We start from the raw sequence: 21530 nt of genomic DNA on the forward strand, positions 1-21530 counted from the left end.
CGAGAGTAAAGATTTCCCCTTAAAAAACATCTTTACAAAATTTCAGGAGATTATTTAGTACAAGGCGTTACTTTAGTTTCGAGGTTACCGTGCCCACTACATTTACAGCTATCTCGCTTGGCGTTCTTGCAGATATTGATACCGTTGAAGGCAATAATATTGCCGAAAACGCGTCAGCATTGGTTGGTCAGACATTTGGTGGACCTGGCAATGCCCTTCTGAATAATGCTGTGACATGGAGCCCGGTCAGCCTCTCCGGGACCGTCTATGAAATGGATAACTCTCCACCGGAGCAGTTTTCGATCGACGGCGGGCCGGCCCAGACCTTTGATGGCACATCGATCTACAATGCGACGATCACCTATATTGATGGAACAACAGCAAACATAACCGCTGTTGTGGCTCAAGATACCAATGGCAATACGTATCTGATGCCTGAATTCTCGGACAATGCCGATCAGGCAACGCTCGAAGCCGGCGGGATCAGATCGATCACCTTCAACAGCCTGAATGGAAACAACTTTTCGGGTCTGACTGGCAGCCGTGAAAGCTGGGACCTGGTGACCTGTTTCACGCTGGGAACCCAGATCGAAACCAATCAGGGGGAAGTTCCGGTTGAGAAGTTGCAGGTTGGAGACATGGTCCAGACGCTCGATCATGACATGCAGCCCATACGTTGGATCGGCCGTCGTACCGTACGTGCCAAAGGACCATTCTCTCCTGTTTTGATCAAAAAAGGAACGATGGGTAACCGACGCGATTTGCTGGTATCGCAACAACACCGAATGCTCATCAGCGATTGGCGTGTGGAACTGAACACCGGTTATTCCGAAGCTTTAGCGCCTGCAAAACAGCTGCTTGATGGAGAGTCCGTTATCCTCAAGACGGGTGGCTTGGTCACTTACTATCACCTCATGTTCGACCAGCATGAAATTGTTTGGGCAGAAGGCTGCCCAAGCGAGAGCTTCCATCCGGGTGTAATGAGTTGGAACAGTCTGGAAAATGACGCTCGACAAGAGATATTGTCTCTATTCCCTGAACTTTCGACACAAGGGCTTGCCTCTTATGGTCCGTCAGCTCGACCGTCCCTGAGCGCGTTTGAAACGCGCGCGTCGGTGGCCTGACGCGAGATGTCGGAACGGGGCTTGCCCTAATTCGCCAAAGATCGTCTTCTGGTACAGCCTCGACCGGGAAACGGACCATGCAATCGACAGACCTGCCAGATGATGAGAGCCTGACGACACAAGGCTATGTCAGCGAAGATACGCAGCAGCGTATTTTGCTGATCGCCTGCGGTGCGCTTGCGCGTGAGATTCTTGATCTAAAAGAGCGCAACGGCTGGGAACATATGGCGCTGACCTGTTTGCCTGCCATTCTGCATGTCTACCCAGAGCGCATTACCCAAGCCGTCGAAGATGCGGTCGCCAAGCACCGTGATGACTATGACAAGATTTTTGTTGTCTATGCGGACTGTGGCACTGGCGGTCTGCTTCAGCAGGCCTGCGAACGGCTGGGTGTCGAGATGGTTCAGGGACCGCATTGCTATTCCTTCTTCGAAGGAAATCAGGCGTTTGCGGAGCGTGGCGATGATGAAACCACGGCGTTCTACCTAACTGACTTTCTGGCCCGACAATTCGATGCCTTCGTTTGGAAACCTCTGGGTCTGGATCGGCACCCGGAACTACGCGAAATGTATTTTGGCAATTACACCAAGCTGATCTACCAAGCTCAGGTGGATGACCCGGTGTTAACGCAACGAGCTCAGAAATGTGCTGAACGCATGGGGCTTGAGTTCGAGCGTCGCTTTACCGGTTATGGGGATCTGGAAACAACGCTTACAGGCTGGGCCAAGGGCACACGTCCCTCAAGCTGAACCGAAGCGCCCTAAGCTCATGGTAGTCAGGCGTTTTCGCGTGCCACGTCCCGGATACGATCAACCATCGCACGCAACCCATTTGATCGTTGCGCAGACAGGTGTTCGTTCAATCCCAACCTAGCAAGCTCCGCACCTGCATCGACTTTCGGCACGTCTGCCACGGGAAGATCATTATAAAGGGCACGAAGAACCGCTATCAGGCCACGCACGATCAAGGCGTCACTATCGCCATCGAAACGAAATCTACCTGCATTAATCATGGGATGCAGCCAGACCTGACTGGCACACCCGTTAACCTTGGTCGCAGGGACTTTTAGCGCATCTTCGAGAGGCTCCATGGCTTTACCTTGCTCGATGACATGGCGGTACCGGTCTTCCCAGTCCTCCAAAAACTCGAAATCATCGACGATTTCTTCAAAGGCAGGCGTTGCCATACTGCGGCACTCCTTAGGTTTTGATCACAGTTCGTGACCTATGTCGCTGATACGCTGCTGTCCAGCCCCAAGCGTGGCTTTTCAAGCCATCGATTTTGCGCTAACCCAATGCACGTAATATTGCTCAAAGCTCTGGGGCCATGCAAAAAACTCTTTCCGTTCTTCTGGTTGCCACGTTAACCCTGTCCGCCTGCAACAGCTGGCGCAACTCGAGGGTAAACCCCACTAACTGGTTTGGCAGCAGCACACCTGCCCCCGTCAACACATCACCTGATGCAGCCGACGCCCTCGTGCCAAAGCAAAGCAGTGGTACTGGACTCTTTGCAAAAAAAGAGGATGAAGATACCAGCATTCTCATCGCAACCATCGATGAACTGCGGATTGATCCGACGCCGACCGGTGCGATCATCTATTCTGCTGGGACGGCTGTTCGACAGGGCGCTTATAATGCGCATCTTCGTCTGGTGGATTCTGAAGAGAACCGTAGGAACGGAATTCTCGAATTTATGTTCCGCGTGAATTACCCAAAATACTCGACCCAACAAGGTACGGTGCAATCCCGCATGGTCTCGGATGCAGCCACCGTAAGCCTTCAGGATCTCGAAGGGATTCGCCTCGTCCGTGTTGTCGGCCAGCAGAACGCCTTGGAATCACGACGCCGCTAATTGCGGCGTCACAGCGCCACGACGCGCACGACCTGACCTTTGGCCGCCAGCGCGATCTTGCCTTCGCAAAGTTTCAGGGCGTCTTCACCAAATACTTCAAAACGCCAACCTGACATTGCCGGAACGTCCCGTTCACCAGCTGCGATCTGATCGAGGTCAGAGCTTGTTGCAATCAGTTTTGCAGCCACGCCCGAGCTTTCGGTTTTGGATTTCAGCAATACGCGCAGCAAATCGGCAAGTGCCGGATTAACCTTCAACTTGTCCCGACTGTTATCCAGCTTTGGCAGTTGATCGGCCGGGCACTGGACGCCCTGCTTTACTGCCTTCAGAATACCCTCAGCAATCGCGCCCTTGCGCGCTTCTCGCAGAAGCAAGCGGGAACCACCCAAATCAGAGGGCGACTTGGGTTTGGTTGACGCCAGTTCAATCAGAGCATCGTCTTTAAAGACCCTGCTGCGTGGGACATTGTTTTGCTGGGCATAGGCCTCACGAAACTCAGCAAGCTCTTTAACGACAGCCAGAAATTTCGCCGAGTTTGTGCGTGTCTTGACCCGACGCCAGGCTTCCTCGGGGCGCACATCGTAAGTGGCCGAATCCGTCAGAATACAAAGTTCTTCAGCCACCCAATGGTTACGATTGGTTTTTTGCAACTCGGCGGCCAGAAATTCATAGATCCGGCGCAGATGTGTTACGTCTGCCAGCGCATAGGTTTTTTGAGCGTCGCTCAGAGGACGGCGCGACCAGTCGGTAAAGCGGGAGGTTTTATCCAACCCCTGCTTGCAGATTTTCCGGACCAGTGTCTCGTAACCAACCTGTTCACCAAAGCCGCACACCATTGCGGCAACCTGTGTGTCAAACAGCGGTTTGGGAAACACCTGGGCTTCGACCCAGAATATTTCAAGGTCCTGACGCGCAGCGTGAAAAACCTTTACGACGTTTTCGTTTTTGAACAACTCATAAAGCGGTTCCAGCGACATATCCTCGGCCAGAGGGTCGACCAGAACTGCGCTGTCTTCGTCTTCAGATGGAACCGCAAGTTGAACCAGGCAGAGCTTTGAATAATAGGTGCGTTCGCGCAGGAACTCAGTATCTACTGTGATATAGGGATATTCAGCAGCGGACTTGCAGAATTCAGCCAGCTCTGTCGTCGTCGTCAGGGTTTTCATGCGCCGTACTATTCTTGCTCTTGTTCTTGTATATGCCCGTTAAAATATCCTCGTCCCGAGCGATACGGGCGACAATAGGCCGAATAACGGGCGAGTGTAAATCACCCAGAACTTCTTAGGGCAGCAGAACAGGTGTCTTGTCGCCACACACAAAGCGCCGCAAGACAGCAGGATAGAGTTGATGCTCGCAACCCAGCACTCGGCCAGCCAAAGTTTCAGGTGTATCGCCAATCTCAATTGGCACTCTCGCCTGCCCCAATATCGGGCCGTCATCCAGTGCAGCCGTCACCTCATGCACAGTGCATCCATGTTCGGCATCGCCCGCTTCAATTACACGCGCGTGGGTGTTCAAACCCTTGTATTTGGGCAACAGCGACGGGTGGATGTTCAGCATCCGTCCCTGAAACTGTGAAACGAAATCGCCGGTAAGAACACGCATGAAACCCGCAAGGCAGACTACATCCGGTTGTACATCAAGGATAGGTTTCAGCAATTCAGCTTCGAATGCGGCGCGGTCTCCTTTGAACGGGCGATGATCCACGACGGCGGTCTGGACACCTCGATCCGCTGCCTTCTGCAATCCACCCGCAGTCGCATCATTTGCCAGAACCAAACAAGGACGTGCAGGGTGATCCCCGATCATGCTGTCGACCAGCGACACCATGTTGGAACCACCCCCTGAAATCAGGATTGCAACGCGCTTGTGGCTCACAACAGCTGGCCCGAATACGCAACACCTGCTGTTTCTGTTACCGTACCAAGTCGGGAAACCGTTTCACCCGCGTCAGACAGCAATGCTACCAGATCATCGGCCTTATCTGCAGCGCAGACGACGATCATGCCGATGCCGCAGTTGAAGGTCTTGAGCATTTCCGCTTCGACAATTCCACCAGTTTCGGCCATCCATTTAAAGACCGGCGGCAAATCCCATGCGTTTAGATCAATCTCTGCACCCAGCCCCTCGGGCAGGACACGAGGCAGGTTTTCCGTCAAACCGCCCCCGGTGATATGGGCCAGCGCGTGCACGCCCCCTGCCCGGATCGCTGCAAGCGCGGGTTTAACGTAAAGACGCGTTGGGGTCAGCAGAGCTTCGCCAAGTGATCCGTCACTGAACGGCGAATCTGCGTCCCAGCCAAGACCCGACAGTTCGACCAGTTTGCGGACAAGAGAATACCCGTTCGAGTGCACTCCGTTTGAGGCCAGTCCCAGTAGAACATCGCCCGGCTCGACGCCATCTGGAAGATCTGCCCCACGCTCCATCGCGCCAACAGAGAATCCGGCCAGATCGAAGTCACCATCAGGATACATACCGGGCATTTCGGCGGTTTCGCCACCGATCAGAGCACAGCCAGATTGCGCACAGCCTTCGGCGATACCTTCGATGATCCGTGCCGCGGTGTCTGTGTCGAGTTTGCCTGTCGCAAAATAGTCCAGAAAGAACAGAGGCTCGGCACCCTGACAAATCAGGTCGTTGACGCACATCGCAACCAGATCAATACCAACCCCGTCGACGACACCTGTATCGATGGCAATTCGCAGCTTGGTGCCGACACCATCTGTAGCGCCCACCAGAATCGGGTCTTCATATCCCGCAGCTTTGAGATCGAACAGCGCTCCGAAACCGCCCAGCCCGCTCATCACGCCAGGACGGTTCGTCCTCTTTGCCGCAGGCTTGATCCGGTCGACCAAAGCGTTTCCTGCATCGATATCGACGCCCGCATCGGCATATGTGATGCCGTTCTTGCCCGCTGTCATGGCATTTCCCTCATGAGTGCTTTTGCGCGGGTTAGTCGATTGTGCGCTCTGTTGCAACGGTCAGGCTTGACGCGGGCATTCATCGTGGTACCCAAGGCGCTCAGGCGGGCCTGTAGCTCAATTGGTTAGAGCAGAGCGCTCATAACGCTTTGGTTGGGGGTTCGAGTCCCTCCGGGCCTACCAAATCACCGCCCAATGATGATATCTGCACACAATCCGCCCATACGCTCGCTTTTTGCCAAGCGCAGCGTTCCGCCATGTGCACGGGCGATGTCTGCAACAATTGCCAGCCCGAGCCCAACGCCGGTGCCCTGATTCTGATTTCTGGCCGGATCAAGGCGTGAAAACGGTTTAACCGCCTCTGTACGCTGCTCAGGCGGAATACCGGGCCCATCGTCTTCCACACGGATTCGCAATGACTTTGGCGTCAGGGACAGGCTAACCTCTGCCCGGTTGCCGTAGCGCACCGCGTTTCCGATCAGATTCTCAAGAGCGCGACGAATCGAAACCGGACGCAACATTGACAGCCCCTGCCCTTCGGTCGACACCAGTTCGACATCATAGCCCGCGCGGTTGGCATCACGCACGATCTGAGACACAAGCACTTCGGCGTCGACTTCTTCGGGCTCACTTTCAGACGCTCCGCGTGAAAAATCCAAAAATGCATCCAGCAACGACTGCATCTCATTCACGTCTCGCAGCAACGGCGCGGCTTCCTCTTCGGGCATCATCGCCAGTCCCAGCTTTAGCCGCGTCAGTGGCGTTCGCAGATCGTGACTGACCCCGGAAAGCATCCGGGTACGCTGTTCGATCTGTCGTTCAATTCGCGCCCGCATATCCAGAAACGCGCTTCCGGCTGCCCTGACCTCGACTGCTCCGCTAGGTGAATAGGGAACGATCCGCCCACGCCCGAATGCTTGCGCCGCTTTGGCCAGCCGCGTGATCGGCCGAAGCTGGTTTCGCATATAGAGAAATGAGATCGAGGTCATCAGGATCGCAAAAAACAACATCGTAACGATCAACTGATGCGGAGCTGCAGGCGACAGCCTGCGTCGATCAAATGTCAGCTCTAAAACTCCGAGATGAGTCGCAATGAAAAGTTTGGCGTCCTGACTGTTGGGCAGAGCAACAGCTTGAATGCCCGGAACCAGTTCATCCAATTCCTTTTCGATCTGAGGTGCGATGAAATCGTACCAGCGACCATAACCACTAACCGGCTGCTCATTTGGATCAAGAAATTGAGCCCTCATTTGCAGGGCCGACAAATCGGGGCGCGCCGCAGCGATTGCTTGCTGCTGACTTTCGGTTCCCCGCATCACATCAAGGATCAAGTTCACTTCACGAGAGGCGGTCCGCACCATCTGACCGGTCACGTCCTCCAGATGTTTTTGCAGAAAGGCAATCGCGACGACCAGCAGGACGACGATCACCGGCAGAGCCAGAATCAGCGCGGCCCGGGCATACAGGCTGCGCGGCATATAGGGTTTGAGCCATCGTGCGGACATGCGCTAAACCTAGCGGGCTGCTCCGGCAAGAGGAAGAGTACAGAATGCAATTGCCCAATGATTTCAATCCGCCTCATGGTCTTGCAGTCGAATTGCAACCGGGTCTCAGACGTATTGTGGCCCCCAACCCGTCACCGATGACATTTCGCGGTACAAATACCTACTTGTTGGGTGAACAGGACATCGCGGTCATCGATCCCGGCCCACTCGATGACGCGCACATGGATGCGATTCTCAACGCGTTGCAGCCGGGGCAGAAGATAAGCCATATCCTTGTGACCCACAGCCATCTGGACCATTCACCACTTGCTGCACCGCTGGCTGCTCGTACCGGCGCACCGGTTCTGGCTTTCGGCGGGCCACAGGCAGGTCGAAGTGAAGTCATGACTATACTAGCCGAACAAGGTCTCGCCGGAGGTGGCGAAGGTATTGATACGGATTTTCGGCCCGATATTGAGCTTGCTGACAGAGAAACCGTTGAAGGCAACGGTTGGAGTCTGGAGGTGATTCACACACCGGGCCATCTGGGTAACCACATCGCGTTAGCTTGGGGTGACACCTGCTTTACCGCCGATCACGTTATGGGGTGGGCAAGTTCTCTGGTTTCACCTCCTGATGGAGATCTGACAGATTTCATGAACGCCTGTCACAGGCTGCGTGCACGCAAATGGTCGGTTTTTCACGCCGGCCATGGAGCTCCCATCTCCGACCCTTCTGATCGGTTGGATTGGTTGATTCAACACCGGCTTAGTCGTGAAGCACAAATTCTGGAAGCCTTGGGGCAGGCTCAGGGAACCGCACGACAACTGGCCGAGCGGATCTATACCGACACGCCTGCTGCCCTACTTCCTGCAGCCGAACGAAACGTATTTGCCCATCTCGTTGATTTGACAGGCAGATCTTTGGTGAGCCCAATTGGAACACTGGCCTCTGACGCGGTTTTCAAACGACTGGTGTGAAGTGGACAAAAAATTTTCAAATCTGCGCGCTTCCCCTCTGGACGCCGAAAATTCGGGTTGTTATACGCCCCTCAGTTCCGGCGTAGCTCAGCGGTAGAGCAGTTGACTGTTAATCAATTGGTCGTAGGTTCGATCCCTACCGCCGGAGCCAATTTCTGCATATTAAAACACCTTAGTGTTAGCAGCGGCATATCCTGCAAACCGGATGCCTCTAAATTGGTGAACCGTGCTCTGTATTAGGGCTCAACTTATGTCGGGTCACCGCCTACGAGTACATCCGTTGCGTGCCCGCGCATCAAGATCAGATCGCGCGTAACATAACGTAGCGTTGGTAGGGATCTTTCAGAGAGCGGTCGACCGAAACCACCTCCCACCCAGACAAATTGTTGGCAAGCCATTCCATCGAAATCGATGTGTCGCCATAATTCGGACTCGTCACCTGGTCAGTACAATAGTAGGCAAAGCCATTTTCGCGATGATCCTTAATGCACTGCTTCATTTTCTTCGGATCAGAGTTGAGATGGGTATGTCCTGCCATTGCAACGTCCCAGAATTCGATCGGTCGCAAAGTAAGCATGAACAAGGCGTCATCTGCAGCAACGGCACGTAGCGCATTCAAACATGCGTGGGTGCTTGATTCGCTGAGATGGGTAAATACTGAAAATGCGAAAATGAACTCAAACGGTCCATCAAACGGAAGGTCTTCGGGGACTGCCTCCGAAAGCTTAACCCTGTCGCCAAAGCCCGCAGCCTGGCATTGCTCGATAGACTTATCCCACGGATCCACACCATAGACTTCGTCTGAGAAGTAGGAAAACAACCTGAGAAATCGACCGTATCCGCAGCCAAAATCCAGAATCTTCTGGCCCGCCAAGCCTCGGTTCTGCGCGCTCGCATAGCTTGCGGCACAGGCTCGCACGAAACTCAGACTTTGCTCCAGCAAACGAAAGCCGGATGCACCGGTCCATAAGTTCTGAACATCTTCGGTTGCCATCGTCGGCAGGGCCTCAGAGAGTTTTGGAAATTTCTGATCCGGCATGGCCCAGAGAATTGCCCCAAAATCCTCAAGTCCAAGAGGTCTGATGGCGTCGAAGGCATCAGGAAGTGAACTCAGATCCCCCAAGTTCTCAACGTTTTGCATATGAGTAGACAAATGTTCAAATGACGAATGTATCTGCATATCTTCTTTCATTCTTGCTAATTTGGGCTTGATAAATGAAGGTTTAATGGACCGCAGTTTCCGGACTTGCTTTTGGCAATGATATCGTGGTCGAAAGCTTGGTGACCCGGAAACCGTATGCCGAGATACTGCGAACACTCCTTTGTTTAGTGCCGAGGGGTTCGATTCTCAGCCAATTGCATTCCAAACGTATCGCAGTCTATTCGCAGCACCAAACATACGCGAAATTTTCACTCAAAAAACTCGATCCCCCTCTGGACGTGTCAGAACCAGATTGCTATACGGCGCGAACCGTTCCGGCGTAGCTCAGCGGTAGAGCAGTTGACTGTTAATCAATTGGTCGTAGGTTCGATCCCTACCGCCGGAGCCAAAAAAACAATTTAGGTCAAGTCTTTAAGGCTATTTTTGCTGAGCGATACTAAAGTTTCATCATTTGCTCTCAGGTTCAATGAACCCGACTGGCGGCTTCGGTAAAACGCAAAGCATGTTGCAGACATACGTTGGAAGATCCCTGTTTGCACCTATGAACCAAACTCCATATGTTGCCCCCCTGCCCCGCGAACGAACTCTCCAAGCTGGTGGACCAACTCTTCTCCCATACGGGGTGTAATCGCACACTCCCAAACTATCGCCGTGCGCCAACCAAGTGCGTGCAACTGCTCAAGCACCTTCACATCTCTTCGTCTGTTGGCCTCAAACTTTTGGCTCCAGAACTCAGTATTGGTATTAGGCACTGTTGCCTTGGAACAACCAGGATGTTGGTGCCAGAAGCACCCGTGCACGAGCACCACTGTTTGCCACTTCGGTAAAACGATATCCGGTGAGCCGGGCAAACCTCGCACATTTATCCGAAAGCGAAACCCTTCTCGATGCAGTGTTTGCCTGAGGCTCACCTCCGGTTTCGTGTTCCTACTCCGAATGTTTGACATCATTCGGGATCGTGTCTGAACGTCGACTATGTCCGTCATGATCCTGACATAACACTTTCAGCGACGAATTCGAGCTTCCGCGCAACTCGAAACCTGGTACAAGGCCTTTATCAAGAGGTTACGCATGACCAAAGAGTTTGCCATCATAGATTTGTTCGCCGGCCCCGGGGGGCTGGGAGAAGGGTTTTCCCGGGCTGGTCGCGATTCCGATAAGCCCATGAAAATCCGTCTTTCGGTGGAAATGGATGATTATGCTGTAGAGACGTTACGCCTACGTGCGTTTCTAAGATCGTTTCCAAGTTTTCCGATTGAGTATTACAACGCCCTGAATTCCGGCGATGCCCTACCAAATTGGGCCGAACTGTATCCGACAAATTGGAAACATGCTCAGAACGAGGTCAGGCAAAGGGTACTCGGAGAAGAAGGCGTCTTCGAAGAACTGGCGATCGAGCTTGATAGGGCTCGTGAAGCTTACAACGGCAATACAATTTTGATTGGGGGACCTCCCTGTCAGGCTTATTCGCTTGCGGGTCGATCCAGAAATTCGGGCAAGGCAAACTACGTCCTTGAGGATGATCACAGGCACTACCTCTACCGCGAGTATGTCCGCATTCTTCATAGGCTTCGCCCGGCTGCCTTCGTCATGGAGAACGTCAAAGGAATGCTATCAAGCAAGGTAGACGGCGGTGGCATTTTCAGCCGTGTTCTGGACGATCTCGAGGCCGCTGGAGATGGTTATCTCCTCCTCCCTTTGTCGAAAACAACACCTAAGGATGGCACTCGCGCCCCTGCCAAAGACTTTCTCGTCAGAGCAGAAGATCATGGAGTACCTCAGGCCCGCCATCGAGTGATCGTCTTCGGCATCCGTAAAGACATTGCAGCCGGATTGCATCTCGAAGAACCGCTTCTTGGTCAACTTCAGACTCCTGTCAGCGTAGAACAGGCGATCGGCGACATTCCAAGCTTGCGAAGCGGCTTGAGCAAAGGCGACACGGTCGAAGCTTGGCAGAACGCGCTTCGGGAACAAGCGTCAGCGATTGCATCCTCCGAAGCTGTACCGGCACAAGTAAGGGAAACCGCACGCGCGGTTGAAAAGGCTAACGAATTGCCTTTCCAGCGCATCTGCAGAAGCAAGCAACAGCCAAACGGAATGCCCCATCATTTGCGGGGCTGGTTTTCCGACGACCGCCTCAAAGCCTTGCTACAGCATGAAACACGCGGCCACATCCCGGGTGACCTCGGACGGTATCTATTCTCTTCAACGTTCAGCAGGGCTTTCGGCAAAACCCCTAAACTTGCCGAGTTTCCGGAATTTCTCCAACCGTTGCATCGCAACCGAAGTACAGGGAAATTTGCTGACCGGTTCCGTACTCAAGTGGGCAACCGACCATCGACAACGATCACCAGCCATATTTCTAAAGACGGGCACTATTTCATCCACCCGGATCCGATGCAGTGCCGTTCATTGACGGTTCGAGAAGCAGCGCGTCTCCAGACGTTTCCAGACAACTACGTTTTTTGTGGCCCTCGAACCAAGCAGTATCATCAGGTCGGCAATGCGGTCCCCCCCTACCTCGCATGGCAAATCGCAAAGGCGGTGCGCAAGCTGCTCGATTGATAGAACTCTTCAGAAGGTATGTGCGTTGCAGTAACTTAGAAGGAGCTGTACTTGAATGAAGCACTGCATACTAAAGAGCAAACTGGGCACGCAATGCAGTTTTCTGTGCTTCCTCTATGAAACTTCATCATGAACCTGCGTTTCATTTTCCACTGAGAAACCATTTTCTTTCAGCTTCTTGAGTACTTCGAGCGCAAATAGCGTTTGCTTTTCGGTGGGTAACCTCGTTGGCATCTTTGAACACACATCCATCACCCCAAACTCCGATGGCGAAAGCAGCTTGTGGGCGCGGCCCCAAGCCTTCGCCTCAGCCCAAAAAGGTGCACCCAATTCAAAGACTTTCGTCTGTGCTTCTACGCCTTTCGTAAGGTTTTCATCTTCAGTGATCTCGCGGTCTTCGGTTTTCTCTTCCTCAGGATCGACAAGTATCTCGGAGAATTCGTCAGGATAGGACAGCTCGCGCTTTCGAAACCGCTCCCAACACGCCTGCTTTTTGGCCCATTCACTCATGTTCCGAACGCCATCCGGTGGATTGGTAATCAAATGCTGGGCTTCTGCACCAGCAACCAGCAATGCGCCCTCGAGAGCCGTAGGGACATCTTGCAATCGCCAGATCCGGCCAAGATCAACCACCTGCTCCTGCTCCCTCACATCATGCGCGACCTTTGCTATGGCGTAGGTGACGATGTTAGCGCGGTAACCGCCTTCATACCAATCCTGAACCGAAACAAGTTTCTCCATCTTCCTGAAGATGATCGCTTTTGAAATCAAATGCCGAAACCAAGCTTCGTTGACGCGATCACCATTTCGACCCCACACTTTCTCGATGGTCTTGGCGAAAACCGCAAAGTTCTTCTGCGCCCCTTTGGAAACATCGTCAGGCTTGCCTGCCCAAGAATTCTCAAACTTGGCAAGGTCAGTCTTTGTGAAAAACTGTTTGCGTGGGAACTCAGCATCCCACTTTTTGCGTTCGGAAACCGATAGCTTACCTCGCTGATCGGCATATTGGCCGCGAGCTCGTTCGTAGAACCATTTGGTGTCGCGGTAGCCTTCCTCCCCGGGCGGTGCCAAGATCTTCCTCGACAGCTCCTCGATCTTCACGTGGAACGGATGGTTGGCGAAGAAGTCTGCTGCATTCACCTTGTTCTGGCTGTTGGCATACTCTGAGATCCGCGGCACCACAGTGTCTGAAAGGATCGGTGGAACAACGTTCAACTTCATCTGAACGAAGATTTCCTTAATACCTTCTCCAGCCGTTTTGCGTGCAGCATGAATTGAGGCTGTAGTTTGACCACCGTTGACAATCTGAAGGTTGTCTGCCCGCGTAATGATAAGGCCATCTTCGGTTTGATCGAGTTCAACTGCCTCGGCAGTCGCAGCGAGTCCATTGTTGTATGCAAGGAACATGTGAGGTTCTTCAACGATGGTCTTCCTGATCCCACGATTAACGTTGCCCCTTGCTTGAAGAAAGCTTCGTACGTTTGATTCTAAAAGGCGAGGACCCCATTTATCGTAGATCTGAGCGAGTTGTTCACCAGGGATCACAGCGATGTAACTTTCGAGTGCTGCATCCGAGCCCGACGCCTTGAGAACTGGAATGCCGCCACCAAAATCTGCAGCGAAATTGATGGTCAAGTCGGCCCGAGCCTTACCTTGTTCCATGTAGGCTTGTAGGCGTTTCAAGTCCCACACGTTATAGGTTACGGGCTTTTCATCGATAGTTCCGGCAGGCATTGCATCGACCTTGGCCCGATTGTCGGAATTCGTGACGAAAATCAGTTTGACCTTCTCGATGGTGTTCCAGCGCGTGTTAATCAAATCGGCCAGGCCAGCCCCAAGGCTTGTTTCCTCGAGTTCGTCCCTGAACTCTTCCTTGCGCGCCTGCCTCAAAAATTCGACCAATCTTTTGAATTGGTTTTTGAGATAGGTCGCATCAGTCACCCTAATATCAGATGACAGCTTAAAATCGCAGAGAATTAGGGACAGAATACCTTCCGCGTTGAGGGGATCTCCACCTGATCCTGTGACTTCCAATAAGACGCCTCGTTTGCCCTTGCCTTGGAAGTATGCGTAATCGCATTGATCGATTTCGCCGGCTTCGGTCAGGATTTCACCGATGGTCTCGAAGAAGGCTTCTTGTGTGTACAATCCCAATGCATCAGCATCGCCTTGAATGTCGGCGATAAAATTCTGATGAAATTCTGCAAGATCAGACATTTGCGCTGTCCTTGTTCAATAGGGTATTCAGCACAGAATCCCTTTCAAAATCCGAGCAAGCATCAAGGCGAATGGTGTACTCAACCTCGTCAACGCCCTGTGGAATCGGCGGTATCAACCTTGGAAAACCATCTAAAACCTCAAAAGTTCGAATTACTCCGAGGTGCCATCGTCTTTCCAACTCGACCTGATCGGGCACATACCCAATGGTCGCAAGGCGTTGTTCCCAAAGGTCAAGAGCCATGATGTCACCATCGAAGAGCTGAGCAGTTTGCTCGACGTGATCCAAAAGGTTTTCACCTTCGGAAGCGAGCGAAGTGTCCACGTCATGAACACGAAGAAACAAGCTTGAACCATCAACGCCCATCAACTGCGCTTCCGAGGAGATACGCACCTTCGGGTGAGCAGCGCTCCTTCTTGCCTTGACCTCGAAAAACATTCCCGGAAGTTCGAAGTCTTTCGCGCTCTCATCAGGACCCTTCCAGGCCTCCACCGCTTCAAGCGCTCCGATCTGTTGAACAAGCTCTCGCAGGAAAGCGAGTTCGGCAACGAGCCCTCTTTGTTCTTCAAGCGACAACCCCTGATTTCGCCCACCTCTTAGAAGGTGATGCCATCTTAGAGTCCGTAGCACGGCTCGAGCCAACGCGCTTTGCTGATCTGGTGCTTCTTCGGCCGCTTTCACCACGTCTCGACACAACGTTTCGAACAAATCGAGATGGGCGCTTTCGCTCAAAGTGACACAATAGCAGTTCTGCCCATCAACCACCTGATAGAAGACGCCAACATGCTTCAGCTTTGGCAACGGTCGTATCTCCGACGTGTCGCCGGATAGTCGCAACAGTAGTCCCGGAGACTTATCAGGCATCCTGATCCAAAAGAAATCATGCTTTCCTTGGCTATCGACACGACGCGCTTCACCAACCTGGAGGTTCTTCCATGGGCTCTCAGTCATCTTCCCAAGTCCCTTCATCATCCTCATCAGCTCCAAAAAGCTCACGGAATTTCACAGTGTTGATGATATATTCTACTCGCGCATTCGGCTTGCTTGAAGGCGGAAGGCTTATACTCCAACCGACAACTGGATCTTCTGGCAGGCGATCCAGATACGGCAGATCCTTTTCCTCCGGAGGGCGCACCATGACTGAATGAAGAACAAACAACGGCTTTTCGCGCACCTGGCGATAGATCCTGTCCGGGAAGGAAACACGTTTGCCCTCCGCTTTTTTGTCCTCTTTCAGGTCTCGCAGATATTGAAGCTCCGCATCCTTAGCCCTCTCGGGATCGACGCCGACCTTTTCTACCCCCCGTGACGCAATGCGGGACCGCTTACCACTCATTGAAAGGACGTGATCCTGAAGGTCCTTGTATCCGACACTACGAACCTGTGGGCCAAGCCTCCAATCGGCCAAGGTAAATGGTTCAGCATCACTCGACACGCTTGTTACGAGGACATCCCACTTTTCCAGCTCATCATCTTTTCGGTCTCGGATGTAGGCACGAATTGGTCCGGGCTGGGTTAGGAATGCCTGCTCGTGGTTTCTCCAGCCAAGCAGGAACTCGTCAATCGGACCAACGGGTACACCCCGTAACAAATAGCCGCCTGCTACCTTCTCGGCAGTAACTTCTGTAAAGCCTCGGCTACCGAGATCCTGCAGAAGGCGTTCCGCAGCAACCTTGTTAGCCGCAATATCGTCTGATTTCGCACTGATCTTGGCTGTTTCTACCCAAGCGTTTGAAAGGCCTATCATTATATGCTTCTGGCCAGATCCAATTTTGTTTCGCGCCGTAACGAGCAGGGAAGCCGGGTGGCTGCGAACCGCGAGGCCAAAGTCGGCGGGTGTAGCCTTTGCCTTTTCCATCTTCTTGAGTTCGAGGTGCAATTCTTCGCTGGCCTCAGCAATATGCGCATACCAGTCGATGGCTTCTGAGGGCATCCAAATACGACAAAGATCTTCGTAGCCACCACGATACCCGAACCAGCGTCCCATCTGCATGAGCGTGTCATACATCATGGTGTTTCGCAGGAACCAAGTTACTGTCAGGCCTTCGAGCGTCAGGCCGCGAGAAAGGGAGAACCCCCCAACCGCAATCACTGTTTGTCCGGTTGAGGTATCACCCGAATAGTCCAATCCGTTGGCCCTGCTGTTCACTTCGACAACTTTCGCGGCTGCCACGGCTTCCAAGAGCCCGGCCTGAATGCGCGCCCAATCAGGTTCGGCGTCGGCATATTCGCGCAGCCAAGTTTCATGCAATGCAGAGATTAGCGGATCCCGCAAACCATCAGAGCCTCGGGAACCATTCACCCGAAGAGAATCCAGGATTGCCGTCAAATACTCATGCAATCGATTTCGCAATCTACCCTGGACATTGGTGAAACGGCTGGCATTCACCAGCATGGAACAATGTGATGCCGCCTGCCCACGAAGGTTTCGAATGCTTCGGGCAATCAGGAATGCGCGGAGAGCCTCCTTCAGACTTACAGGAAGTTCTTCGACCGGCTGATCGATCGTGTGTTTGATTGGCAGGATGTCTTCGTTGTCACTTATGTACCGCAGCCAAACAGGGTCTCCCTCATCTGGAATGCCGTCGATGAAAATCTTGCTCGGTCCGAAGTAATTCGTTGGCGCATCAAGGCCGACGATAAAGTGTTTGGGAAACAAATCTTCTTTCAGTGCGTCATCATACTGATCAGGATCAACAAAGATATTTGCAAACGGCGTCGCCGTGTACCCGACATAGCAGCTGCGATGGAACAGATTCAGGAGATCACGGATTTGACCGTTGATCTTCGTAATCTCCTCCTTGGAGTATTTGGTGTTGATCGAGGCGTTGTCCGCTTCGTCGTCGATCAGGAGCATCGGCTGATCAATCATCAGATCGTCGCCACGAGCACTGTTCTCACGCAGCCAGTCGAGCAAATTCCTTAGGGTATTGTGGTTTTTCTTGATTACGAGGACCACGGGTACCTTGTAGGAATCAATCTGGCTCGTGTTTGTTGAAGCGGTGTCCTTCTTGAAGTCGAACAAGGTGTTTGTGAGGCTCACCGGGACATGCCTGTCATCGAACAGACCGACACCAATTGCTCGACTGCCTTTCTTGCCCTGGGTGGCAAGCCTTCCGGTGTCCCGCCCGATGAAACCCTCATCGATCCGTTCCTGGGTCTGGTTTCGCAGATTGTTGTGGATACCGGCAATAACAATGATCAGGCGGTAGCCTGCGTCCGCGGCCTTGCAAATAAGGCCGGTATAGTTGGCAGTCTTACCGCTCTGAACGTGGCCAACAACCATACCACGCCGATCCCATTGTTCGGCGAGCCCGGGGTTGCCAAGCCGCCCAAGAATCCTGTCAGTGACCTCATCGGTTGTGGTTACAACGTCCTGCGGTAGACCGTTCTTGTGCAATAGCTTTTTGTATCGATCCCAGTAATAGGGTTGGATGCTCGCCTTGGCATCATCCAGCCATGGCTTGAAACTTTCATCATCCACCATGGCGCCAAGCCCCATAGTGATCCCGAAGCGTTCTTCAATGTCACGCGCAAGCTGCTCAAGGGCATCAGGCTCCGCGTTGACATTCAATGCCGTGTTCATCGTGGCGATGAAGCTGCGAAGATCGTCTCCACTCTTGCGCTCATGCGCCAATGACTGGGACACGACATCATCCAGATGTCTAAGATGCGCGGTCATGAAATGTCTCCTTGCAATATTTCTTCAACGAGGCGCGCAATGGAGACCTTGTGATTCAAAAATGGTTCAGTGGAGCAGAGAGTTCGCACTACGTCTGGTCCAGACATGCCGATCTTTCGAAGCTCCTTGATCGCCGCTTCCGCCATATCCGCGAGATCTTGGAATTCAGATTCATCGGTTTCGACGTTTTCTGCGCTTCCAAGCATATCGGCGTGTAGCGCGGCGACGGGAAGGCCTGATCCGAGTAACGAAATGCAAGCTCGAAAACTATTTCGAAACTCCTCGGGCAAAATCTGTGCAAAGCCCGTGATGGAAGGATGCTCCGTGTTCGGACTATAGATGATCTTTCCGTCCTTCAGAACACGGTTCCAAAGCGGAAGGTTTTCATCTGCCACCAGTTTTCGCCCCCGACGCTGGTATGTCCGCTTGGACGTGCCTTGCAACCGTTCCACGATCTTGCGAAGACGTTCCCTGACAACAGGCGGCATCTGAGCCGATGCCTTCTTCACGTCAATCTTCCAATCTGCGTCCATCGTGTTCGGAATATCCACTCTCACACGGGACAGTTTCGTAAGCTCTGTCTGTCTTGCGAGGCCCAACCAGTTCCCGGCAATGATCAGCCGTTTTTCCCTGTAGATATAAAACCCTTGTGTGCGTAGATGCCCTTCAGGTCCTCCGAGTTCTTCCCAAGCCGACTTCGTCATCATCTTATGATGGGGCAACGTAAAACACTGAGTGACGACCTCACCCTGTGCCAACCGCAAGACTTCTTCAGGGTCTCGTTGGGTAGCCTTATGATCGGTAGCAAATGGATCTATCGGTGAAAGAATGCGTCGATTCAGCTTCAACCGAAGCTTTGGCTTGCTGCCCTCCATGAAACGATGAAAGCAAAGGCGTAGATGCCGTTCTGCACCCGACAAGGCTTTGTTGATCTCGCCTGCACGCTTTGCAGTATCGTGCCGGTAGTTGGTCGAAAGCCGGTCGAGTTTCCGCCAAAGAACGATAGTGCCTGTTCCCGGAATATCAGAGGTACCAGGAATGTCTGCAAGATCGTCCTCGAGGTCTACTTTCCAGACGTTGGTGGCGGCGACCTTGTCCAGATCCCACGTGGCAGCAGAGACGATGCCGTCTTTACTGGAAATCACAGTCAACTGCCGACATTGCGAGAAACTTGCGCTCTTCAGTCCGAGGCCGAACCGACCAAGATCGTGGCCTTCCCGTTCTTCCAGAGGATTTCGGGAACCAGGTCGCATGGCTTCGACCAGTTCGGTTTCTGTCATGCCGGAACCATCATCGACGATTGCTATCCATGGTTCATCAGTTGTGGTTTCCGCCAAGATTTCGACGTTGGCCGCACCGGCGGTAACGGAATTGTCGATGATATCGGCCATCGCAGTTTCAAGCGTATATCCAAAGTCACGCATCCCCTCGATCAAGGATGCTGCATGGGGTGTTGCGTCCGCCTGTCTTTTCTCCACCACTACCATTTTCTCTGCCAATTGAATCATGAACCGATCGCGAGCAATTCGCCTCACCCTTCCGCCGTTGATATCGATGAACCGATTGTGAGTGTTTGATTCAAATCACCTCACTATCCGTAAAGTTGTTCATTATTGATGTGTGACTGCTATCAACAAATTGCTTTCATTTATTCGCCACCATTTTGTGAATCTCTGCCAACTTCAAGTGTTTGGTGCATTTTTTTCCTGCGTCATCACCTCTATCGAAGACTGGTCGCGCAGACCAATTGGGGTCCAACCGGAATGTGCTCACACATCCCACAGACGAATACGGCCGAAAGACGACGCTCGGTAGCTCAGAAATGCAATTTCTCGACTTACTAAATTTTTTGAACAAAAACTCTGAGTTTTGGATTTGTTTTTCCTTGTTTGGGCAATCTTCACGAAGCCCCAAACAAGGAAAAATCATACCAAAAACCCGCCCAACCGAGAGACCGCAGCCTCTCAGAACAAACTTACGCGCAAACCCAAGGAGGAAATCAGGCGCCCTTGAAACCCGAGCATGATGCGAGGGTGCTGCAAAGGAGAACAAAGAAATGTTCGACTTAAATCACGACCCCCTGAAGGACCTCAGGGAGTTTTTCCTTAATCACTCGGAAGCCCTACAGAATGCGTCAGTGCTACTCGGCGGCCAGTCTGGCGTTCGTTGCGTTCACGCCATCATGGACGATCTGGCCATTCAGCCCAAGCTGACCCGGCGAATGGAACACAACCTGATCCGCCTCTACGAATTGCTGACATTGAAAGATGTCCACGATCCAGAACGTATCGAAGCCGCGTGTTTCGCTGAGATTGACCCGGACTCGCCCATCGTTGAAGACATCTGCCTTCTGGCGGACGAGTTCACCGAGCATCTCCGGGCCCATTTCACCGCTCACGTAGTACCCCCAACTGCGCTGCTGCCAGCGTGAAGAGCCAAAGGCCGGGGCCTGCCTGCCAGCCCCGGCATCTTGAGAGGCAATAGTGCCTCGTTTTCAACCGCCACAGCAAAGGAGAATTTCCATGGCGAATGATCTTAACGAGCAGCTCGAGCAGGCCGTTATTTCAACCATCAAGCAAGGGCGTTGGCTCGCCGAAGAATGGGAAGAAGCCGGGATCCAAGCCGAAGAACACCTTCTGTCGCTGCTGCCACAATTGATTCAACGTCTAAAGGACGGAGAACCGCTGGCGATCAATGACGATAAAGCATTGGATTTGATGGCTGACGAAATCAGGATGGCGTTGAACGCATTCAAGCCTGGCTACGGTGATCTGACGATGCGTATCGACACTTCTGAACATCTGATTTTCGACTGAGATCGTGAAAAACTGCGGCAACTTGCAGAGCGCTGGAAGAGTTTCCAGGGCATTCGTATGCATGTTCGAGATCTGCAAGCTGCGATGCGGCAGCTCAAATTGGCACTGGGACGGGTTTGACCCGGCCGTCAGCACAAGTACGTGATGCCCTTGGCCCAAGCCTTGTGCTTGGGCCAAGGGCAACGTTCCGTGTTTTTGAGAAAAGGTCAATATGAGGGCCAGAAGGCACACAGCGTCTGCACGGGCCCTTTTCTCTTAGGAAAATACTATTACCCGGACGCCTGAAGTAAAAAAGTTCTGCTTATTTTCATGACGTTAGAATAATTTCTCCAGTTCACCATTCGGTTCTGCTTTGTTTGGCCAATGTTGCTTTCGCCAAGACGAAAATGAAATGAGGAACCCTACCATTTTGCCTGCTGCTCCAGACTTTCAGAGCAAACGCTGAAGACACGCCGATAACCGTGCCGCAGCGACCAAATTCTTGACGTGATTGAGAGGATCCGTCGGCCCCATAGGGTCCGCGTAGCTTCAGGCTAATGGGAAACAGCCATGGAGAGAATTTTTACCCCAGAACAACTCGCCATACGGTGGGGTTGTTCTACTCAAACAGTCCGAGAAGCAATCGTTTCCGGTCAACTGCCGCACTTCCGAGTTGGGCGCCTGATGCGTGTCACTGAACATGCAGTTTCGCACTTCGAGCGGCAGGCCTAACTATTCTCGTAACCAA

General features: G+C 52.8%; 19 protein-coding genes and 3 tRNA genes. 11 read left to right on the forward strand and 11 right to left on the reverse strand.

Annotated features, from left to right (window positions below; genetic code table 11):
• Window positions 1–89: 89 nt before the first annotated feature.
• Together E1297_RS37070 and E1297_RS37075 are read left to right on the forward strand one after the other, a co-directional pair.
• On the forward strand, window positions 90–1124 hold the full coding sequence (locus E1297_RS37070; RefSeq protein ID WP_209016228.1) for a Hint domain-containing protein: 1035 nt from the start codon (window positions 90–92) through the stop codon (window positions 1122–1124).
• Window positions 1125–1201: 77 nt separating this feature from the next.
• Complete coding sequence (locus E1297_RS37075) at window positions 1202–1873, forward strand: DUF1638 domain-containing protein (protein WP_155147103.1); 672 nt, start codon at window positions 1202–1204, stop codon at window positions 1871–1873.
• Window positions 1874–1899: 26 nt separating this feature from the next.
• Here the strand turns inward: E1297_RS37075 and E1297_RS37080 are convergent, their stop codons facing one another.
• Window positions 1900–2310 carry a SufE family protein gene (locus E1297_RS37080; RefSeq protein WP_155147105.1) on the reverse strand — a complete coding sequence of 137 codons (411 nt, stop codon included), beginning with the start codon at window positions 2308–2310 and terminating at the stop codon, window positions 1900–1902.
• Between the two features lie 140 nt (window positions 2311–2450).
• Here E1297_RS37080 and E1297_RS37085 point away from each other — a divergent pair, with 140 nt between their 5' ends.
• Window positions 2451–2975 (forward strand): hypothetical protein, encoded by a 525-nt coding sequence (locus E1297_RS37085; RefSeq protein ID WP_155147107.1) that lies wholly within the window; start codon window positions 2451–2453, stop codon window positions 2973–2975.
• Between the two features lie 8 nt (window positions 2976–2983).
• Here the strand turns inward: E1297_RS37085 and rnd are convergent, their stop codons facing one another.
• The 3 genes from rnd to purM all read right to left on the reverse strand — a co-directional run bounded on the left by rnd (window position 2984) and on the right by purM (window position 5896).
• The gene (gene rnd, locus E1297_RS37090) at window positions 2984–4141 is read right to left on the reverse strand and encodes a ribonuclease D (RefSeq protein WP_155147109.1); all 1158 of its coding nucleotides are present in this window, start codon (window positions 4139–4141) and stop codon (window positions 2984–2986) included.
• Between the two features lie 115 nt (window positions 4142–4256).
• Entirely contained in the window at window positions 4257–4853 is a 597-nt protein-coding gene (gene purN / locus E1297_RS37095) for a phosphoribosylglycinamide formyltransferase (protein ID WP_209016229.1), read from the reverse strand.
• Window positions 4850–5896 (reverse strand): phosphoribosylformylglycinamidine cyclo-ligase, encoded by a 1047-nt coding sequence (gene purM, locus E1297_RS37100; RefSeq protein ID WP_155147111.1) that lies wholly within the window; start codon window positions 5894–5896, stop codon window positions 4850–4852. The genes purN and purM overlap by 4 nt, the downstream gene beginning before the upstream one ends.
• Before the next feature lie 106 nt (window positions 5897–6002).
• Here purM and E1297_RS37105 point away from each other — a divergent pair.
• Window positions 6003–6079 (forward strand) — tRNA-Ile (locus E1297_RS37105).
• Between the two features lie 2 nt (window positions 6080–6081).
• On the opposite strand, the gene E1297_RS37110 is transcribed toward E1297_RS37105, so the two are convergent.
• Window positions 6082–7401 (reverse strand): ATP-binding protein, encoded by a 1320-nt coding sequence (locus E1297_RS37110; protein ID WP_155147113.1) that lies wholly within the window; start codon window positions 7399–7401, stop codon window positions 6082–6084.
• Window positions 7402–7445: 44 nt separating this feature from the next.
• On the opposite strand from E1297_RS37110, the gene E1297_RS37115 reads away from it, so the two are divergent.
• Both E1297_RS37115 and E1297_RS37120 read left to right on the forward strand, forming a co-directional pair.
• A complete protein-coding gene (locus E1297_RS37115) occupies window positions 7446–8360 on the forward strand; it encodes an MBL fold metallo-hydrolase (RefSeq protein ID WP_155147115.1) in 915 nt (304 codons plus the stop codon).
• 76 nt (window positions 8361–8436) lie between these two features.
• Window positions 8437–8511, forward strand: a tRNA-Asn gene (locus E1297_RS37120).
• A 150-nt stretch (window positions 8512–8661) separates the two neighbouring features.
• Here E1297_RS37120 and E1297_RS37125 read toward each other — a convergent pair.
• Complete coding sequence (locus tag E1297_RS37125) at window positions 8662–9552, reverse strand: bifunctional 2-polyprenyl-6-hydroxyphenol methylase/3-demethylubiquinol 3-O-methyltransferase UbiG (RefSeq protein WP_155147116.1); 891 nt, start codon at window positions 9550–9552, stop codon at window positions 8662–8664.
• A gap of 283 nt (window positions 9553–9835) precedes the next feature.
• Between E1297_RS37125 and E1297_RS37130 the strand changes: the two genes are divergently transcribed.
• A tRNA-Asn gene (locus E1297_RS37130) sits at window positions 9836–9910 on the forward strand.
• Between the two features lie 151 nt (window positions 9911–10061).
• On the opposite strand, the gene E1297_RS37135 is transcribed toward E1297_RS37130, so the two are convergent.
• Window positions 10062–10508: a very short patch repair endonuclease gene (locus E1297_RS37135; RefSeq protein WP_155147118.1), complete on the reverse strand. Its 447-nt coding sequence runs from the start codon at window positions 10506–10508 to the stop codon at window positions 10062–10064.
• Window positions 10509–10593: 85 nt separating this feature from the next.
• Here E1297_RS37135 and E1297_RS37140 point away from each other — a divergent pair, with 85 nt between their 5' ends.
• Window positions 10594–12087 (forward strand): DNA cytosine methyltransferase, encoded by a 1494-nt coding sequence (locus tag E1297_RS37140; RefSeq protein WP_155147120.1) that lies wholly within the window; start codon window positions 10594–10596, stop codon window positions 12085–12087.
• 114 nt (window positions 12088–12201) lie between these two features.
• Here E1297_RS37140 and E1297_RS37145 read toward each other — a convergent pair whose 3' ends face one another.
• The 4 genes from E1297_RS37145 to E1297_RS37160 are packed head-to-tail and all read right to left on the reverse strand — an operon-like array spanning window position 12202 to window position 19495.
• Entirely contained in the window at window positions 12202–14304 is a 2103-nt protein-coding gene (locus E1297_RS37145) for an AIPR family protein (protein WP_155147122.1), read from the reverse strand.
• Entirely contained in the window at window positions 14297–15277 is a 981-nt protein-coding gene (locus E1297_RS37150; protein WP_196223489.1) for a PD-(D/E)XK motif protein, read from the reverse strand. The genes E1297_RS37145 and E1297_RS37150 overlap by 8 nt, the downstream gene beginning before the upstream one ends.
• A complete protein-coding gene (locus E1297_RS37155; RefSeq protein WP_155147126.1) occupies window positions 15249–17987 on the reverse strand; it encodes a Z1 domain-containing protein in 2739 nt (912 codons plus the stop codon). The genes E1297_RS37150 and E1297_RS37155 overlap by 29 nt, the downstream gene beginning before the upstream one ends.
• Window positions 17984–19495, reverse strand: coding sequence for an ATP-binding protein (locus E1297_RS37160; protein ID WP_155147128.1), 1512 nt, complete (start codon window positions 19493–19495; stop codon window positions 17984–17986). Before E1297_RS37160 ends, E1297_RS37155 begins: the two co-directional genes overlap by 4 nt.
• Window positions 19496–20043: 548 nt before the next feature.
• Here E1297_RS37160 and E1297_RS37165 point away from each other — a divergent pair.
• The 3 genes from E1297_RS37165 (at window position 20044) to E1297_RS51405 (ending at window position 21514) form a co-directional block, all read left to right on the forward strand.
• Window positions 20044–20418, forward strand: a complete 375-nt coding sequence (locus E1297_RS37165; RefSeq protein ID WP_196223490.1) for a hypothetical protein — start codon at window positions 20044–20046, stop codon at window positions 20416–20418.
• A gap of 91 nt (window positions 20419–20509) precedes the next feature.
• Entirely contained in the window at window positions 20510–20803 is a 294-nt protein-coding gene (locus tag E1297_RS37170; RefSeq protein WP_155147130.1) for a hypothetical protein, read from the forward strand.
• A 549-nt stretch (window positions 20804–21352) separates the two neighbouring features.
• Window positions 21353–21514, forward strand: a complete 162-nt coding sequence (locus E1297_RS51405) for a helix-turn-helix domain-containing protein (protein WP_155147132.1) — start codon at window positions 21353–21355, stop codon at window positions 21512–21514.
• Window positions 21515–21530: the final 16 nt, after the last annotated feature.

The sequence above is a fragment of the Roseibium sp. RKSG952 genome, assembly GCF_009711355.1.